This is a genomic window from Vagococcus hydrophili, from assembly GCF_011304195.1.
Classification (GTDB): domain Bacteria; phylum Bacillota; class Bacilli; order Lactobacillales; family Vagococcaceae; genus Vagococcus; species Vagococcus hydrophili.
In genome coordinates this window covers 875,810-892,787 of record NZ_CP049887.1, presented here as the reverse complement: position 1 = coordinate 892,787, position 16,978 = coordinate 875,810, and the positions used below count along the sequence as shown (strand labels likewise).

Sequence of the window (16,978 nt, the reverse complement as noted above, 5' to 3'; positions counted from 1 at the left end):
AAAAACTTAGCTTCCCCATTGTTTTTTTATAGAAAAAAAGGTAAGAAATAGGTATGATGTATAGAAGGAGTGATACAGATGAAATTTATTCATACGGCTGATTTACATATTGACCAACCCTTTTCAGGCATTGATTCAGATAAAACTGACATTCAAACTTTACTGAAAACGTCCAATCAAGATGTTTTATCAGAAATAGTGGACCGCTGTCTTGAAGAAAAAGTTGATTTCTTGCTAATCGTAGGAGATACATTTCATCAAGCACAGTCGTCTATCCACACACAAAAAGCTATCATGACTCAATTTGAAAGATTAGAACAAGCAGAGATTAAAGTCGTTCTTTCTTTTGGGAATCATGATTATTATACAAAAAATCGTTATTGGTTTGAGTGGCCAGATAATGTGATTCTTTTTAAAAAAGAAGAAGTCCAAACCAAAACGATTCAACTAAAAAATGGTGAGTCTGTTTCAATCAGTGGTTTTTCTTATGAAAACCAATGGATTAATCAGTCAATGGCACCTTTTTATCCAAAAAGAAACTTTGAAACAACCTATCATATTGGTTTTTATCATGGGGATAATTCGAAAAATTATGCACCATTTACACCAAGTGAGTTGCCTGCAAGCTATGATTATTGGGCATTAGGACATATTCATAAGAGCGAGATTCTTTCGACGAACCCTGTAGTTGCTTACTCAGGAACGCCACAAGGACATACGAAGAAAGAAAATCAGACCAAAGGCGTGTTGTTGGTTGAAATCAAACAAGGATCAGTTAATCATCAGTGGTTAGATGTTTCTAACATAAAATGGCATAAGAAGGAAGTTTCTATTTTAGAGACATTAGATAAAAAAGATTTGTTAGTGGCTTTAGAAAAAGAACTGTTCACCCCAGCAAATGGTTTTCTTTTAACTGTTTTAGAAGCGCGTTTGATCACAACTGCAGAAAATGCGAGCTTACTTTTAAAAGAAAAAGAAGAAGTCATGATGTACTTACAAGACCAGTTGCTCAGACAGTCGGGCAATAAATTATGGTTGAAAGATTTAGGGCTAAATCAAAGCACATCAGACAAATTAATTATGGGATTTGAAACGACATTAATTGATGATTTAGGTAGAAAATATAAAGCGGAAGACTACTTTGAAAAAACAGTGGGTGACTTGATGTTACAGGGCACGATTGCGAAGTATTTATCTTGGGAACAAGAAGATATGGCTGATTTGGTCAACGAAAGTAGTCAGTTAATTAAAGACAAAATGATTTTTAAAAATGAGGCAGATCAATGAAATTACAACAACTAAAAATTGATGGGTTTGGAAAATTTAATAATCAAGTATTCGATGTGTATTCAGAGAATCAGTTGTTCTTTGGAGAGAATGAAGCGGGTAAATCAACGGTTTATCAATTCATTCGGACCATTTTATTTGGTTTTCCTAAAAAACGAGAAATTCTTCGTGACTTTACACCTGTGAATGGTGCCATTTACGGAGGTAAGGTGATTTTTGAAGATAAGGTTTATGGAAAGGTGACCGTTGAGCGTTTTAAAGAGAAGAATAAAGGTCAAGCGTTGGTGACTTTAGAAAATGGTCAAACAGGAAATGACTTACTTCTTGAAAAAATTATCGCGCCACTGACTAAAGAAGCTTTTGATCAAGTCTTTAGTTTCCAACAAGAACAGTTATCTGAATTGAATCAATTAAACGAAGTCCGCTTGCAACATCTTTTGTTAACAGTCGGCTTAACAGGCAGTGAACGTTTAACGAAAATGAATGATACCTTCTTGAAAGAGCGTCAAAAGCTATTTAAACCAAGTGGACGTGTGCCTGAAATCAATCAAAAATTGCGTCAGCTTAAAAAAATTGAACAACAAATTGAAGTAGTGGAATCTCAAGAGGCAACTTATCAAGATAAAACCAGACGAATGAATACGTTGACTGGGTTAGTGGAAGAAGCTGAAAAAGAGAAGAACTATCAATCAGATTTAGAGAAAACCATTTTAGAGCAGCAGAAACGTTTTCCAATGTTTATTGAATGGGAATCTTTAACAAAAGAGTTCTCTGAAAATAATCAAGAGAATGCCTCAAAACTTGAAGAAATTAATCAAGAAGTTAGGAATTATCGCTTTTTACTAGGTAAGGAAAAAGAGCTGTTAGAAAGCCAAGGCGAACAATTAGAAACACAATCGCCTGCTTATCATTTCTATATTGAAAACCAGCAAATTTTTGAAGAGTTACTAGACGATCAATTAGCTGTTGAGTCGATGACAGAAAGACGTCAACTCTTAGAAGAGCAGCTTTTAGAATATCAAGAGAGTAAAGAAACGCTCTACAAAAAGTACCGCTTATCAAAAGAAATTGTTGCGATTAATTTATCAGATGATGTGGAAGAAGAGATGATGTCTCTTGCCAAAGAAGAAGAGGAATTGATACGTGAGAAAGTCGTTTTATCTAACGAGAAAAGTCGCTTAGTGATTCGTCAGAAAGACATGAACTATGCTTTAACAACAGTCGAAAATCAACTATCAACGGATGTTAAACATCCTACTAAACAAGGCAATAAAATTGATCCGTTAACCCAAAAAATGTTTTCAGGCTTAGCGATTGCAGTCGCCTTACTTTTCTTAGTCTTAGCGGTAGCTTTAGGTAAAACATGGATTTATCTTCCAGTCATTATTTTAGTTGGTTTAGGTGTATTTGGCTTTTTAACATTAGGTAAAACAAAAACAAGCACGTCAACACCAGAAGAAGTTAAGGAAGATTATCTCCTTCAATTGAGTGAATCAGATGAGGTGGAACATTCTCTTTATGAGCTTGAAAATCAATTGGTAGGAATTGAAACCAACTTAGCTAGTTTACAAAATAAAAAACAAGACTGGTCAGAAGCGTACGGTTTTTCAATGAAAGAAACCATGACGTTATGGTTGTCACGCATTCCAATTTATCTACAGCTCCAAACGATTCAAGAAAAAGAAGCTGAGATGACTAAAAATTTAGCAGAAATTGACCGAGTATTAGGCTCTTATAGTGATTTATTATCATTTGCTAAACAGTGGATTCCCCTAGAAAATCGAACACCAAAAGAAAGTTATCAAGCAATGAAACACTTTGTGGACGAACAACAAACTTATTTAAAAGAGCAAGCTTTATCTAGTAATACACACCAAAGCTTCCAATCTCAGTTAAATAGTTTGCGAAACAACTTAACGGATAGTAAAACCAAAGTTCTTTCGATGATTGATTTACCACAAGTAACAACGATTGATGAAGCGTTGATTTGGTTGAAGAAACAAGATTTATCTAAAGCAAGTCAATCTCGAAAAGCAGAAATTGAGTTATCCATTGAAAGTTACTTTGATCTAGCTAAAAGTTATAAGTTAGTTGAGATTAATCAGCATTTAATTCGAATTAAAAATAAAGAAGATGAATTGGCTGAAACAATTAGTAGTTACCAAGATGAATTCCAAGCGTTGAAATATGAATTGGGTCAAATGGAAAAAAATGGTTCTCTTGATACGTTATATCAACAACGAGAAAATCAATTATCTGTGATTCGTGACTTATCTGATGAATGGATGACTTATAAAATTGCGGAAGAATTAACGCAAGATGTCTTCCAATATTTATCAGATCAACAATTACCAGCGCTACTTGCGACAGTCACTTCATACTTCAAAATCTTAACAGACGGTACTTATCTGAAAGTTTTAGTGAATAATGGTCAGCTGTATGTGAGAGACAATGAGCAACGGAGATGGTCGATTATTCAATTATCTACAGGAACAAAAGACCAGTTATACATGGCATTTCGTCTAGCTTTCGTGCACTTACATACAGAAGATTACGGAGCTCCGGTGATTATTGATGACGGTTGGCTTCATTTTGATACCAAACGTAAGGTGACATTGTTTAAATTATTGAGTGGTTTTAGTAAACATACCCAAGTAATTTGTTTATCTTCAGATCAAGCAGTAAAAGCTTATTTTGAAGCACATGATTTATCAATTGTGACAATTGGAAAGGATGGTTTAAATTGAAAAAGTTACGAGAATTAGCTGTAGATGAAACCTTTGAGTTATTTACATTATTAAAAACGGCTGATGTGAGAGTCGCAAGAAATGGTAAAAAATTCATCGCCTTCACTTTTCAAGATACTTCTGGAACAATTGATGGGAAGTATTGGGGCGCATCAGAAGAAGAAATTGAGAATTTCAAAGCAGGTAGAGTGGTTTTATTAGGAGGTAAACGAGAAGTTTATCAAAACATGCCACAAATTAAAATTTTAAGTTTACGTTTAACTCAAGACGGTGAACCGGATGATGTGGCTCTTTATATGGAGAAACCACCTGTTCAAGTCGAAGAGTTAAAAGAGACATTTAATACCTTTTTATTTGAAATTACCCAAGCTAAATGGCACCGAATTGTCAGACACATTGTAGGAAAATATCAAAAAGAATTTTTTGAATTTCCAGCAGCAAAAAGAAATCACCATGCCTTTGTGGGTGGGTTAGCGTATCACACGGTAACAATGTTAGAACTTGCTAAAAGTGTGTGTAATCAATATGTGGAATTGAATCCTTCCCTATTATATGCAGGCGTCATTTTACATGATATTGCTAAAGTCAAAGAATTATCTGGACCGATTGGTACGGAATATACATTGGCAGGAAATTTACTTGGACACATTGTGATGGTGGATGAAGAAATCACTAAAGCCTGTGTGGAGTTGAATATTTCTGAGGATGATGAAGAAATTCTTGTCTTGAAACATGTTGTTTTAGCGCATCACGGGTTATTAGAATATGGTTCACCAGTCCGACCTAAGATTATGGAAGCAGAAATTTTACATCATTTAGATAACTTAGACGCCTCAATGCAAATGATGCTAGGTGCTCTAAAACAAGTAGACCCAGGAGAATACACAGAGAGAATCTTCGGATTAGATAACCGAAATTTTTACTTACCTAAACTATAGCGTGATGAAAACGGCGCCTAGCTCTGAGTAACTGGAGGAAATTAAAAATAATTCACGCTTTTCGAATTAATTTTAATTTTTGAAGTTACCGAAAGAGCTGCCTTTTGAATCCAGACTAAATAGCGTGGTGAAAACGGCGCTTAGCTCTGAGCAACTGGAGTGAATACTAAACAATTCACGCATTTCGAATTGATTAGTATTTGCGAAGTTGCCGAAGGAGCTGCCTTTTGAACCCGGACTACAATAGAGTGAATAAAAAATCGCTTAGCTCCAAGCAACTAAATGAAAAAGAAGTCCCCCGATTTAAGATACTTAAAATCGGGAGACTTCTTTTTCATTTAATAATAATTCGTTTGATCCATTTCAAAGGCTTCTTGCATGTCTTTAGGTGCATCTTTACCTTTGACTTTTCTAACCAATTCACCTTGAACGATGAGACGATTTTCACCACTCACATCACAGGTTACAAGTGTTACTAGTTGTTTATCTTTCACATCATCGATGACCTCGACGCGGGTAGGCTCGACGTAGTTTTTTGAGATTGTTTTATATTCGTAAATATAATCAAGGTCTGTTAAAAGAATAGAACTACCTAATTCAACGTTAACAAGAGGCGCAAATAGAAGTGCCGGGTCATACATGTAATGACTGGCTAACGCGTAGTTACCATGTCCCATGCGTTGTTCTTCTTTCATGGTTCCAGCACCAACGGCTAAAACGTAGTTAGAAACACCTTTGAAAATCGGTAGATTCATTTTAACGCTAGGGATCGCAATCCCACCGATGGTATCAAGTCCTGTGTCACGTCCTTTAGTTGCTTGGGCGACTAAGTTGAAATCAAGAGACTCTACTTGATTAAAATCAAAGTTGGCTTCCTTTTTTTCATTCTTTTTAACATCTTCTCGGGTCACGTTACTAATCGTATGTTTTTGTGTGGTATCTTTGACGAGATAATTTTTAATTTGGTTGTTAAAAATCAGCGCAAAACCGACAAGTAACAAGAGAACCATGATTAGATTAATAATCCCATTTTTAAATTTGGTCCCAAAAGATTTCTGTTGTTTTTTACTATGTTTGCTAGATCGTTTATTAGAATTGGTTGTATTTTTTTTCTTACTGATAAGTAAAACCTCCTTTAAAGGATTTAAGATAATAATACCATATATGAGCAAAAAATGGGTAAAAAGGAAAGGATCTCTTAAATATTACATAAGTATTTCGGGGAACCGTTTTCTACAATCGCTATGTAATATAAACTTAATTTAACAAATGTATAATAGGCATTCCAAAAGAGTTAATAAATGGTATAGTTATAATAACGTAAACATGATGGGAACGAGGTGAAAGGTGTTGCAAGATTATTTGTATATTCATTTGGATGCAATCAGTAATTCGATTCTAGCCAAAGGGATGACCCATGAAGATTTTAATCGGTATACAATTAATCGACCTGAAAATCTTTTGTTACTCAATCCTTACGAAAATGAAGGAGAGTATGAAAGTCATACAGGATTTCGTGTGGTTAAAGGATTTAAAGAAGTCGATCGATATTTCTCGATGATGGAGGCAAAAAATCAGCGAGAGTTAAAATGGATTGATTTTAAAGAATATGATACGTTAAAGCGGTTAACCCCAAATGAAATTTCCGAATTGCTTTATTTTGGTCATATGAAAAATCAGCTCCGTTCGCCTTTCTTTTATCAACTTCAAAATAGCTTTGCTTTTTTTGAGTTGAATCAAAAAACAATCAAAGTTTACTACCGAAAGATTGATGAGTTTTATCAAACGTTAGCAAGAAAAATCAGTTTTTTAACGTACCAACAAATCGATAGTAATCGGTCTTTTTTTAAGAAGAAATCAGAAGCTATTTCTGAGTTGCCCGATGATTTAGTGGTTGAATTAAAAAGCGTGATGCAAGAAGGCATTGTCTTTAATTTTTCTCAGGTGGGTTTAATTGATGGGAAATATAGCATCCCTATTCATGTGGTCGAGGATAATTTGAGAAAAGTCGATAATTATTATTTTAAACAAGAATTTCAAATCGGCACACTGATTTATTCTAAAGAAAGCCAAAGTTGGAAAATAATTAATGAAAAATACGACTCACTTTTTATGAATCAATAAGCAAAACCACTAATTTTTTCTTTCATGAAAAGGTTGGTGGTTTTTATTCTTTTATGAAAGAAAAAGGAGAATGGTTTTTTATAAAAAAATAAAGTATAATGAATTCTATGAAAATTAGGAGGACTAACATGAAAATCACGTTAATCTATGGAGGAAAAAGCGCAGAACATGATGTATCAATATTGTCAGCTTTTTCAGTCTTAAAAGCAATTTACTATAACTATTATGAAGTTCAAATTGTCTATATAACAAAAGAAGGCGACTGGTTAAAAGGCCCTCTATTTAAGAAAGCACCAGAAACAGAGTCAGAGTTACACTTAACATTGAAAAATGCGCAACCTATTTTACCTAGTGACATCAAAGAAACAAACACGGTCATTTTCCCAGTTTTACATGGACCAAATGGAGAAGACGGCACCGTTCAAGGGTTATTTGAAGTGTTAAACATGCCTTATGTTGGTGCGGGTGTTTTAGCAAGTTCATGTGCTATGGATAAAATTATCGCTAAACAATTATTCCAACAAGCAGGCATTCCACAATTACCTTATGTAGCAGTGATTAAGCGTCAGTATTTAAATGACTCAGAATCAGTCTTAGCGGAATGTGAAGGCTCATTGATTTATCCAGTCTTTGTTAAACCGGCTAATTTAGGTTCAAGTGTTGGGATTAGTAAAGCTGAAACTAGAGAAGAATTAATTAAAGCCATTGAGTTTGCTTTTAGATACGATCGCCGTGTGTTAGTAGAACAAGGCATCGAAGCCCGTGAGTTAGAGGTTGCTATCTTAGGGAATGATGAAGTTAGAACAACTATGGCTGGTGAAATCGTGAAAGATGTTGCTTTCTATGATTATGAATCAAAATATATTGATAATAAAGTAACCCTTCAAGTACCAGCTAATGTTTCAGAAGAATTACATCAAAAAATGCGTAGTTATGCAAAAGATGCGTATATTGCTTTAGATGGTAGTGGACTTAGCCGTTGTGATTTCTTTGTCACAGCCAATCAAGAGATTTTCTTGAATGAAGTGAATACCTTGCCTGGTTTTACTCCGTTTAGCATGTATCCATTATTATGGGAGCACATGGGAATTAATTACAGTGATCTATTAGAAGAATTAATTCAATTAGCTAAATTACGTTTTGATAAAAAACAAGAAATCGAATTGGGTAATTAAAAATTAAATAATCAAGAAGAAGGTGAGATCTTAGATCCGCCTCTTTTTGGTTCAATTTGAAAAGAGGACAACAAATGAGATTAACCGTGAATGAGATAATGAAAGCAGTGAATGGTAAAAATCCAAACAAAGTCTCAGAAGAGCTAGCAATAACCAGTGTAGAATTCGATACGAGAAAAATTTCTTTAAATAGTTTATATGTCCCTTTAAAAGGTAACCGAGATGGACACGATTTTATCCCTCAAGCACTTGAAAATGGTGCGTCATTAGTGCTTTCTGATCATGAATTGGGCGAAAAAACACCTTATGTTTTAGTAGAAGATACGTTAAAAGCCTTGCAAGATTTAGCTCGTTTTTATCTAAAAAAAGAAAATCCTAAAGTGTGTGGGATTACTGGAAGTAACGGTAAAACAACGACTAAAGATATGACTTCAGCCGTTCTTAGTACCGCTTATAAAACTTACAAAACTCAAGGGAACTACAACAATGAAATAGGGTTGCCGTACACCATTTTAAGTATGCCAGAAAATACAGAAATGTTAGTTCTTGAAATGGGAATGGATCGCAAAGGTGATATTGAATTATTATCAACCATTGCAGAACCTGAGATTGCGGCGATTACAATGATTGGTGAATCTCACATTGAGTATTTAGGATCACGAGCAGGGATTGCGGCAGGTAAAATGGAAATTGTTTCTGGTCTTAATAAGAAAGGTATCTTAGTTGTACCAGAAGCTGAGCCTTTATTGAAACCTTTATTAGAAGAAGTCACACAAGAAGTACAGATGTTTGGACTAAACACAAAGGGTGACCTAACAGCAAGTATCGTGGAAGAAACCAGAGAAAAGACGACGTTCCAAGTAAAATTAGAAGAGACGTTAGAAACTTTTACGATTCCTGTTCTAGGTGAATACAATGTAACGAATGCCTTGATTGCTTTATTAATTGGGAAACATTTTGAAGTGCCGGTAGAAAAAATGAAACAAGGCCTGGCTCATTTTGATTTAACTAAAAATAGAACAGAATGGTTGAAGACAAAGGATGGTATTGATATTTTAAGTGATGTGTATAATGCCAATCCGACTGCTATGAAGTTAGTTTTAGATTCTTTTTCTAAAATTGAAACAAAAGGAAAAAAAGTGGTGGTTTTAGGTGATATGTTAGAGCTTGGTAAAGAATCAAAGGCAATGCATAGTAGTGTGAGTGAGCATCTTGATCCAGAAAAAATTGCTGAAGTTTTCTTATATGGAAGTGAAATTTCTACTTTATCTGATGTGTTAAAAGAAAAATTTGATACTGCGAACATCCATCTATTTGGAAAAGAAGAAAAAGAAGATTTGAAAAAAGCCGTTAATCAAAGCTTACACCCACAAGATACTGTTTTTCTGAAAGCGAGTAACGGTATGGGATTAAAAGAAGTTGTTGATTATTTATTAAATAATCATTAACGGGAAGGTGTTTTGTTGTTAAATTTTATAGAATGTGATAGTATTACACGAATGCCTATTTTCATTTATTTTCATAAAGGAAAATAGACGCTTGGACGAGTGAAAGAATTTAGGAGGATATCATTTGAAATTTAGTGAATTAAATTTAGACAAAAGATTATTACAAGCAGTAGAGAGTATCGGATTTGAGGAAGCAACACCAATCCAAAGTGAAACGATCCCATTAGCATTAGAAGGAAAAGACGTTATTGGACAAGCCCAAACAGGAACTGGTAAAACAGCGGCCTTTGGTTTACCAATGTTAGACAAGATCGACACAGAAAAATCAGCAATTCAAGGTTTAGTTATTGCACCAACCAGAGAATTAGCTATCCAAACACAGGAAGAAATTTATCGTTTAGGTAAAGATAAACGTATTAAAGTTCAAGCTGTATATGGTGGAGCTGATATTGGTCGTCAAATCAAATCATTGAAAAACAACCCACACATTGTTGTCGGAACGCCAGGTAGAATGTTAGATCACATCAATCGTCGTACCTTAAAATTAGATAAAGTAGAAACTTTAGTATTAGATGAAGCCGATGAAATGTTAAACATGGGATTCTTAGAAGATATTGAATCAATTATCTCTAAAGTTCCTGATACAAGACAAACTTTATTATTCTCAGCAACAATGCCAGATAGCATCAAACGCATTGGCGTTAAGTTTATGAAAGAGCCAGAACACGTTAAAATCAAAGCTAAAGAAATGACAGCTAACTTGATTGATCAATATTTTGTACAATGTAAAGAATTTGAAAAATTTGATATTATGACTCGTTTATTCGATGTTCAAAACCCAGATTTAACAATTGTCTTTGGTCGTACAAAACGTCGTGTTGACGAATTAGCTCGTGGATTAGAAATGCGTGGCTATAAAGCTGAAGGTATCCATGGTGATTTACCTCAACATAAACGTATGAGTATTTTAAAAGCTTTCAAAAATGACGAAATTGATATCTTAGTTGCGACAGACGTTGCAGCACGTGGATTAGATATTTCAGGAGTTTCACATGTATATAACTATGATATTCCTCAAGATCCAGAAAGCTATGTTCACCGTATTGGTCGTACAGGACGCGCTGGTAAAGAAGGTATGTCAGTAACATTTGTAACGCCTAATGAAATGAGCTACTTACACGTTATTGAAAACTTAACTAAGAAAAAAATGACAACTCTACGTCCACCTTCTAAAAAAGAAGCGATTGAAGGTCAAATTGGTTCAGCTGTTGAAACTATTCAAGAGTTAATGGTTGATAATGGTTTAGAAAGCTATCAAGGAGCAGCAAGTGAATTGCTTGAAAAATATTCTGCTGAAGATTTAGCAGCATTATTAATCAAACAAATTGCTAAAGATGATGCATCTGAAGTGCCTGTAAACATCACACCTGAAAGACCTTTACCAAATCGTCGTGGTGGCGGTGGTAAAAACAATAACCGTGGTGGAAACCGTGGCGGCAATCGTGGAGGTAACTACCGTGGCAATCGTGGTGGTGGAAACCGTGATCGCGATCGTGATGGAAACCGTGGTGGCAATCGTGACCGCGATAACAACCGCAAAAAAGAGCAATACAACAAAAAACGTCACGATGATTCAAAACCAGGTGAAAACCGTAAACGCAGTAACGAAGGCAACAAAGGTAATAACAATGGTGGCAAAGACAAATCACGTGGCTTTGTTATCCGCAACAACTCAAAATAATTTTTTAAGCTAATACTTTTGGTATTAGCTTTTTTTATTGAAGCATCTTATAATAAGTTAAGAGAAAAGGTGATAAAATGATCGTTGGAATAGGTATTGATATTGTCGAATTAGACCGTATGAAAGAAGTTATTGAAAAAAATCCTAAATTTATTGACCGAGTGTTGACTGAAAAAGAACGTCAGCTTTTTGATCAATTAGGAGAGAAGCGGAAAGTGGAATTTTTAGGTGGGCGTTTTGCGTGTAAAGAAGCCTTTTCAAAAGCTTTTGGCACAGGAATTGGCAAAGTTAAGTTAACAGATGTGGAAATTTTAAAAGAGGGAAATGGTCGACCAGTTGTGGTAGATTCCCCTTTTGAGGGACATGTTCATGTGTCAATTTCTCACACAGATCAGACGGCAGTGGCGCAAATTATTTTAGAAAAATAAAAAAATAAGCAGCTAATCACAAAAGTTATTTTCATGATTAGCGACTTATTTTTAATGTTTTTATTTAATTTTTATTGTTTAATAATAGATATTTTTTTTATGTTTTTAGCAGAAATCATTCGAACTTGATTGTTTTTTTGAAGCTTCACGACGATGGCTTCTGGGTTTGTTTCGTGTTGGTAAATACGACCAACTAACGTTTCGAATCGTTTAGAAGATTTTGCTTGAAGATCATCTCTATATTGTATAACAACAACATTTTTCTGCGTAATGGCTTGCGAAATTTGTTGGAACAGTTGTTTTGATCGTTTCTCTTTTTCCATTTCTTCATCAATAAATGAAGAAAAAAAGCGTTGAGATGAACGAGAAATAAAGCGTGTAAATTTTTTAACGCCATTGTCCGAATCAGATTTCACAGATCGATTGCTACTAACCATCTTTTCGCCCCCTTGTCTTCCCTATCACTCATTATACGAAGGGAAAATCCCTTAGTCAAATAAATAATGGTAATATTTATTTTAAATTTTAATTAAGAAACCGTTTTATTGTCAATGTTAGCAGGTATGACTAAAAAGTGAGGTGCAAAGGTTATGAAAGAGTTATATCCATTAGATTTAAAATTATTAAATTTTGAAAAATGTAAAGAATTACTACCGTTTTATCAATCAAATAAACAAGCTGTCTTGAGTTTGAGTAAAAAAATTGTGAAATTAGATGAAAACGACAGCTTTTATGGTTGGTATCAGAAAAATAAACTTCTTTTTATTATATCTGTAACATTTAAAAAAGCAGCCATGGAGATTGATAATATCATCATGATGTCTGAGGGAGCTAGTGTCTCTGACTTTGAATTAGGAATGGTGAATCTTGCTAAAAGAAGATTCAAAGACAAGATTATTTTAAAATTACCTCTTCAAGGTGAAGGGTTAAATTCACAGTTACAAGAAAAAGAGTTTGTTCATCAGTCAGGTGAAAGTTATGTTCGAGAACTTTCTTATCGAACAGGTTTGGTTTTAGGTGGAGGTGGCGCTAAGGGCGCATATCAAATAGGTGTTTGGCGTGCTTTGAGAGAATGTAATGTTCAGTTTAGCTTGATTAGCGGAACGTCTGTAGGGGCGTTAAATGGCGGTTTAATTTTACAAGATAATTTCAGATTAGCTGAAGAAATGTGGCAAGATGTAACGACACAGCAAATACTGCTGATGCCAGATTCCATTGAAGATGATTCAGAAGGTTACTCTATGAATCAATTGCTCTCAGGATTGCAAAAATTAACTAAAACAGCGATCCAATCAAAAGGAGTTAGCACAGACCCTCTTTATCGTTTGATCAAAGAATTAATGTCTCCAGAAGATATCTTTAATAGCGAAAAAGAATTTTTTATCGTGACAACGGCGACACCGAATATGGAAGAAACTGTGGTCTCTTTGAAAGACATGACGGAGGAGAGCTTTTCTAAATGGTTGTTAGCTTCTTCTTCCTTCTTTCCGGCGATGGCAGCTTGTCTAATAGGTGAAACTTACTATGTGGACGGTGGCTACCGAAATAATGTTCCTAAAGATGTGTTACTTGAGGCGGGTGCTACTGAACTGATAGTGGTGGATGTTAAGGGACCTGGAGTGACCAAATCAACAAAGGTTCCTAGTGAAATTGTTGAACTAGAAATCTCTAGTCAATGGGGTTTAGGGAATGTTTTGTTGTTTGACGGTAAACGCTCATCTTGGAATATGAAATTAGGCTACCTTGAAACCATGAAAATATTAGGGGAATATCAAGGCTTTGACTATACTTTTACTAAGGGTGGATTTAAGCAGGTAAGTTTAGTACTAAGTCAGAAATTTTTCAAATTTTTAAAGAGAAGTGATTTTTTTGAAAATTGGTTCCATAAAAAGACTAATTTAAGTGAGTGGGAATGGCTCCAAGCGCAAAAATTCCAACCAGAATTTCTGAGTGTTTTATTACTCGAATCTTTAGCGAAAAAACTAGAAATAGATCCAGCAAAACTGTATAGTTTAGAAGAGCTATCTTTACTTGTTGTGTCAGAATTAAGAAAACAAGAACAAGGCAGTAGTCAAGTTGAAGCGGAAGAAATGATGTACTCAGTAACGGAATGGTTAAGTAAATTTGTGAAGCAAAAAGTACCTATTTCAGACTTACAGCGAGTCTTTTATTATTATCATTTCTTTAAAAAAGAAGAGGAAGAAAGGTACCGGGATGCTTATTATTTATTAATGGATGTCTCGTGGCAAAGTGGTTTAGAAGGATTATTTTTACTATTTTTAGAAAGTGAGTTGAATTAAATGGCACAAGAATTTTCATATGAAATCGTTGAAGAAATTGCTGTATTATCAGAAAATCCCAAGGGTTGGAGAAAAGAATTAAACTTAGTGAGTTGGAATGGTCGTCCACCTAAATTCGATTTAAGAGACTGGGCACCTGAGCATGAAAAAATGGGTAAAGGTGTTACTTTGTCCAATGAAGAATTTGAAGCTTTAAGAAAAACAATAAAAGAGATGTAGGTGAAACCATGAAAAGTATGACAGGATTTGGGAAAAGTCACATCAATAAAGAAAATTATCAAGTAGTTATTGAGATAAAATCAGTTAATCATCGCTATTTAGATACTCAAATTAGAATGCCTAGAGAGTTTAATTCTTTAGAAATGAAAATGAAAAAGCTTGTTAAAGACCATTTAGAAAGAGGTCGTGTTGAGTGTTTTGTGACGGTGAGAAAAGAAGCGGATGCTTATCAAACCATGGCGATTAAATGGGGACTACTTGATCAAGTCATGGCCGATTTAAATACTGCTAAAAAAGAGCGTTATAAAGACCAAAAATTTTCAACAACTAAGATTATGACAGGTGCGATTATGCACCCAGCATTGTTTGAAGTCGTGGATAAAGAAGAAACTGATGAGGTTTTGGAAGCAGATGTTTTAGCTGTTTTTGAAGAAGCGGTTAAGCAGTTAGCAATTAGTCGAACAGAAGAAGGCACTAGTATTCATGCTTATTTTGAAACCTATCAAAAAGATATCGTAGCAGCAATTAATAAAATAAAAGAGCAGTCGGAAATCATCGAAAAAGAACATCAAGAAAAATTAACGAAAAAAATGAAAGATTTAATTGGCGAGACAGTTGATGAAAACCGTATCCTAACGGAAGTGGCTTTACTGATTGAGCGAGGCGATATTAATGAAGAATTAGATCGTTTAGCGATTCATGTTGAGAAATTAGTAAATTTAATTGAAAAAGAAGGAAGTATCGGGAAAGAAATGGACTTCTTGATTCAAGAAATGAACCGTGAAGTCAATACAATTGGGTCTAAATCAACAACGATTGCCATTAAAGAGCAGGTTGTTTTCCTTAAAACGGTGATTGAAAAAATTAGAGAACAAGTCCAAAATATCGAATAAAGTCATCTTTCTGACATTTTTAATTAATTCAACCTTGCAAAATGTCTTTTCACAGTGCATTATAGTAAATAAAACTAAAAAAAGTATGTGAAAGGAAGACATCATGTCAGAACGAGGGTTATTAATAGTGTTATCTGGTCCATCCGGTGTAGGTAAAGGGACAGTAAGAAAAGCGATATTTGACAGTGAAGGTAATGAATTTGAATACTCAATCTCAATGACAACCCGTCAAATGAGAACTGGAGAAAAAGAAGGCGTTGATTACTTCTTTAGCTCAAGAGAAGAATTTGAAAAATTAATTGAAACTGGTAAAATGTTAGAGCATGCGGAGTACGTAGGAAATTACTACGGTACACCTCTTGATTACGTGAACCAAACATTAGATGAAGGTAAAGATGTCTTTTTAGAAATTGAAGTCCAAGGTGCTATGAAAGTAAAAGAGAAAGTGCCAGATGGCGTGTTTATCTTTTTAACGCCACCTGACTTTGACGAGTTGAAAGCAAGAATCGTTGGTCGCGGGACAGATGAGATGTCTGTGATTGATGAGAGAATGAAAATTGCTCGTGAAGAAGTTGAAATGATGAGTCATTACGATTATGCTGTAGTTAACGATAAAGTTGATTTGGCTGTCGATCGTATTAAAAAAATAATCGAGAGCGAACATTTTCGTGTGAAACATGTGATTGGTCGCTACGAAAAAATGCTAAAGGAGTTTTAAATTATGTTAAATCCATCAATTGATAAATTATTAGAACAAGTAGATTCAAAATATTCATTAGTAATCCTTTCAAGTAAACGTGCTCACGAGCTTGACGAAGGGGCACAACCAATGATCGAAGAAAGTAAATTTGTTTCTTACAAAAATGTTGGACGTGGTTTAGAAGAAATCGCAAGTGGTGATGTTGTTATCGATCCTAATCCGGAATTAAAAAGAGAATTAATCAAGCGTCAAGAAGAAGAGAAAAAAGCCATGAAACGTCGCGAGCACCAAGAATTAGAAGCGCGTATTCAAATGGATCGTAAATAATAACAATTAATGAGGATGGCGATTGTGTCAGCCTTATTTTTTTATCAAAGATATTAGGAGGTATGAAGATGTTTGAAAAGTTAACAAGCGAGGCATCTAAAGTGATTAATCCTAAAGAATATTCAAGATTTGCAGAAGGCGGGCAAGTGGCAGCTGCCCTTGAAACGGTGTCTGGCGCTATTTATACCGGCATTTGTATTGATACAGCGTGCTCCATGGGCTTTTGTGCAGAACATGCTGCAGCGGCTGATATGTTGAAACATGGGGAAACTCAAGTCGTAAGAATGGTGGCTCTGGATAAAGATGGCAATTATCTATCTCCTTGTGGTAGATGTCGTGAATTTTTATCTCAATTAGATGAAAAAAATAGTGAGATGGAAATATTATTAGCTAATGGGAATGTTTATACTTTAAGAGAATTACTTCCTTTTGATTGGAAGAATTAGATGAATTAAGAATAGAGGACTGTGATGGAAGACATGATCATAGTCCTTTATTTATGGATTCTTCCAGTTACTTGGAGCTAAACGATTTTTTATTCACTCTATGTAGTCTGGGTTCAAAAGGCAGCTCTTTCGGCAACTTCAAAATTAATAAAAAGTCCTAAAAGCGTGGACTGTTTATCAATTCCTCCAGTTGCTCAGAGCTAAA

Annotated in this window: 16 protein-coding genes; 14 read left to right on the top strand and 2 right to left on the bottom strand. The window is 34.7% G+C overall.

The genetic code is table 11. The annotated features are described in order from the left end of the window. Positions 1-78: 78 nt before the first annotated feature. From G7082_RS04320 to G7082_RS04310, 3 genes are read left to right on the top strand one after another with little or no spacing between them, the layout of a single operon-like run. Positions 79-1,287, top strand: coding sequence for a metallophosphoesterase family protein (locus G7082_RS04320; protein WP_166033993.1), 1,209 nt, complete (start codon positions 79-81; stop codon positions 1,285-1,287). Beyond that, positions 1,284-4,034: an ATP-binding protein gene (locus G7082_RS04315; protein WP_166033992.1), complete on the top strand. Its 2,751-nt coding sequence runs from the start codon at positions 1,284-1,286 to the stop codon at positions 4,032-4,034. Before G7082_RS04320 ends, G7082_RS04315 begins: the two co-directional genes overlap by 4 nt. Beyond that, positions 4,031-4,972: a 3'-5' exoribonuclease YhaM family protein gene (locus G7082_RS04310; protein ID WP_166033991.1), complete on the top strand. Its 942-nt coding sequence runs from the start codon at positions 4,031-4,033 to the stop codon at positions 4,970-4,972. Before G7082_RS04315 ends, G7082_RS04310 begins: the two co-directional genes overlap by 4 nt. 338 nt (positions 4,973-5,310) lie before the next feature. Here G7082_RS04310 and G7082_RS04305 read toward each other — a convergent pair whose 3' ends face one another. Further along, entirely contained in the window at positions 5,311-5,982 is a 672-nt protein-coding gene (locus G7082_RS04305; protein WP_166033990.1) for a class A sortase, read from the bottom strand. A gap of 337 nt (positions 5,983-6,319) precedes the next feature. Here G7082_RS04305 and G7082_RS04300 point away from each other — a divergent pair, with 337 nt between their 5' ends. The 5 genes from G7082_RS04300 (at position 6,320) to acpS (ending at position 11,888) form a co-directional block, all read left to right on the top strand. Further along, a complete protein-coding gene (locus G7082_RS04300) occupies positions 6,320-7,096 on the top strand; it encodes a hypothetical protein (RefSeq protein ID WP_166033989.1) in 777 nt (258 codons plus the stop codon). A gap of 128 nt (positions 7,097-7,224) precedes the next feature. Then, the gene (locus G7082_RS04295) at positions 7,225-8,271 is read left to right on the top strand and encodes a D-alanine--D-alanine ligase (protein ID WP_166033988.1); all 1,047 of its coding nucleotides are present in this window, start codon (positions 7,225-7,227) and stop codon (positions 8,269-8,271) included. A gap of 74 nt (positions 8,272-8,345) precedes the next feature. Beyond that, complete coding sequence (locus G7082_RS04290) at positions 8,346-9,719, top strand: UDP-N-acetylmuramoyl-tripeptide--D-alanyl-D-alanine ligase (protein WP_166033987.1); 1,374 nt, start codon at positions 8,346-8,348, stop codon at positions 9,717-9,719. Positions 9,720-9,843: 124 nt separating this feature from the next. After that, entirely contained in the window at positions 9,844-11,460 is a 1,617-nt protein-coding gene (gene cshA / locus G7082_RS04285) for a degradosome RNA helicase CshA (protein ID WP_166033986.1), read from the top strand. A 77-nt stretch (positions 11,461-11,537) separates the two neighbouring features. Then, a complete protein-coding gene (acpS, locus tag G7082_RS04280; protein WP_166033985.1) occupies positions 11,538-11,888 on the top strand; it encodes a holo-ACP synthase in 351 nt (116 codons plus the stop codon). Positions 11,889-11,959: 71 nt separating this feature from the next. On the opposite strand, the gene G7082_RS04275 is transcribed toward acpS, so the two are convergent. After that, on the bottom strand, positions 11,960-12,325 hold the full coding sequence (locus G7082_RS04275) for a hypothetical protein (RefSeq protein ID WP_166033984.1): 366 nt from the start codon (positions 12,323-12,325) through the stop codon (positions 11,960-11,962). 153 nt (positions 12,326-12,478) lie between these two features. Between G7082_RS04275 and G7082_RS04270 the strand changes: the two genes are divergently transcribed. The 6 genes from G7082_RS04270 to G7082_RS04245 all read left to right on the top strand — a co-directional run bounded on the left by G7082_RS04270 (position 12,479) and on the right by G7082_RS04245 (position 16,773). Continuing rightward, positions 12,479-14,188 (top strand): patatin-like phospholipase family protein, encoded by a 1,710-nt coding sequence (locus G7082_RS04270; protein ID WP_166033983.1) that lies wholly within the window; start codon positions 12,479-12,481, stop codon positions 14,186-14,188. Further along, positions 14,189-14,407 (top strand): YdbC family protein, encoded by a 219-nt coding sequence (locus G7082_RS04265; RefSeq protein ID WP_166033982.1) that lies wholly within the window; start codon positions 14,189-14,191, stop codon positions 14,405-14,407. 8 nt (positions 14,408-14,415) lie between these two features. Further along, complete coding sequence (locus G7082_RS04260; protein WP_166033981.1) at positions 14,416-15,300, top strand: YicC/YloC family endoribonuclease; 885 nt, start codon at positions 14,416-14,418, stop codon at positions 15,298-15,300. 103 nt (positions 15,301-15,403) lie between these two features. After that, positions 15,404-16,018, top strand: a complete 615-nt coding sequence (gene gmk / locus G7082_RS04255) for a guanylate kinase (protein ID WP_166033980.1) — start codon at positions 15,404-15,406, stop codon at positions 16,016-16,018. Continuing rightward, positions 16,019-16,327 (top strand): DNA-directed RNA polymerase subunit omega, encoded by a 309-nt coding sequence (gene rpoZ, locus G7082_RS04250; protein WP_166036015.1) that lies wholly within the window; start codon positions 16,019-16,021, stop codon positions 16,325-16,327. It abuts the gene before it with no gap. Positions 16,328-16,395: 68 nt separating this feature from the next. After that, positions 16,396-16,773, top strand: coding sequence for a cytidine deaminase family protein (locus G7082_RS04245; protein WP_166033979.1), 378 nt, complete (start codon positions 16,396-16,398; stop codon positions 16,771-16,773). The last annotated feature ends 205 nt before the right edge of the window (positions 16,774-16,978 follow it).

Coding starts and splice junctions, on each gene's coding strand:
- G7082_RS04320 (WP_166033993.1), top strand. CDS start 79: ATGAAATTTATTCATACGGCTGATTTACATATTGACCAACCCTTTTCA.
- G7082_RS04315 (WP_166033992.1), top strand. CDS start 1,284: ATGAAATTACAACAACTAAAAATTGATGGGTTTGGAAAATTTAATAAT.
- G7082_RS04305 (WP_166033990.1), bottom strand. CDS start 5,982: ATGGTTCTCTTGTTACTTGTCGGTTTTGCGCTGATTTTTAACAACCAA.
- G7082_RS04295 (WP_166033988.1), top strand. CDS start 7,225: ATGAAAATCACGTTAATCTATGGAGGAAAAAGCGCAGAACATGATGTA.
- G7082_RS04290 (WP_166033987.1), top strand. CDS start 8,346: ATGAGATTAACCGTGAATGAGATAATGAAAGCAGTGAATGGTAAAAAT.
- acpS (WP_166033985.1), top strand. CDS start 11,538: ATGATCGTTGGAATAGGTATTGATATTGTCGAATTAGACCGTATGAAA.
- G7082_RS04275 (WP_166033984.1), bottom strand. CDS start 12,325: ATGGTTAGTAGCAATCGATCTGTGAAATCTGATTCGGACAATGGCGTT.
- G7082_RS04270 (WP_166033983.1), top strand. CDS start 12,479: ATGAAAGAGTTATATCCATTAGATTTAAAATTATTAAATTTTGAAAAA.
- G7082_RS04265 (WP_166033982.1), top strand. CDS start 14,189: ATGGCACAAGAATTTTCATATGAAATCGTTGAAGAAATTGCTGTATTA.
- G7082_RS04260 (WP_166033981.1), top strand. CDS start 14,416: ATGAAAAGTATGACAGGATTTGGGAAAAGTCACATCAATAAAGAAAAT.
- gmk (WP_166033980.1), top strand. CDS start 15,404: ATGTCAGAACGAGGGTTATTAATAGTGTTATCTGGTCCATCCGGTGTA.
- G7082_RS04245 (WP_166033979.1), top strand. CDS start 16,396: ATGTTTGAAAAGTTAACAAGCGAGGCATCTAAAGTGATTAATCCTAAA.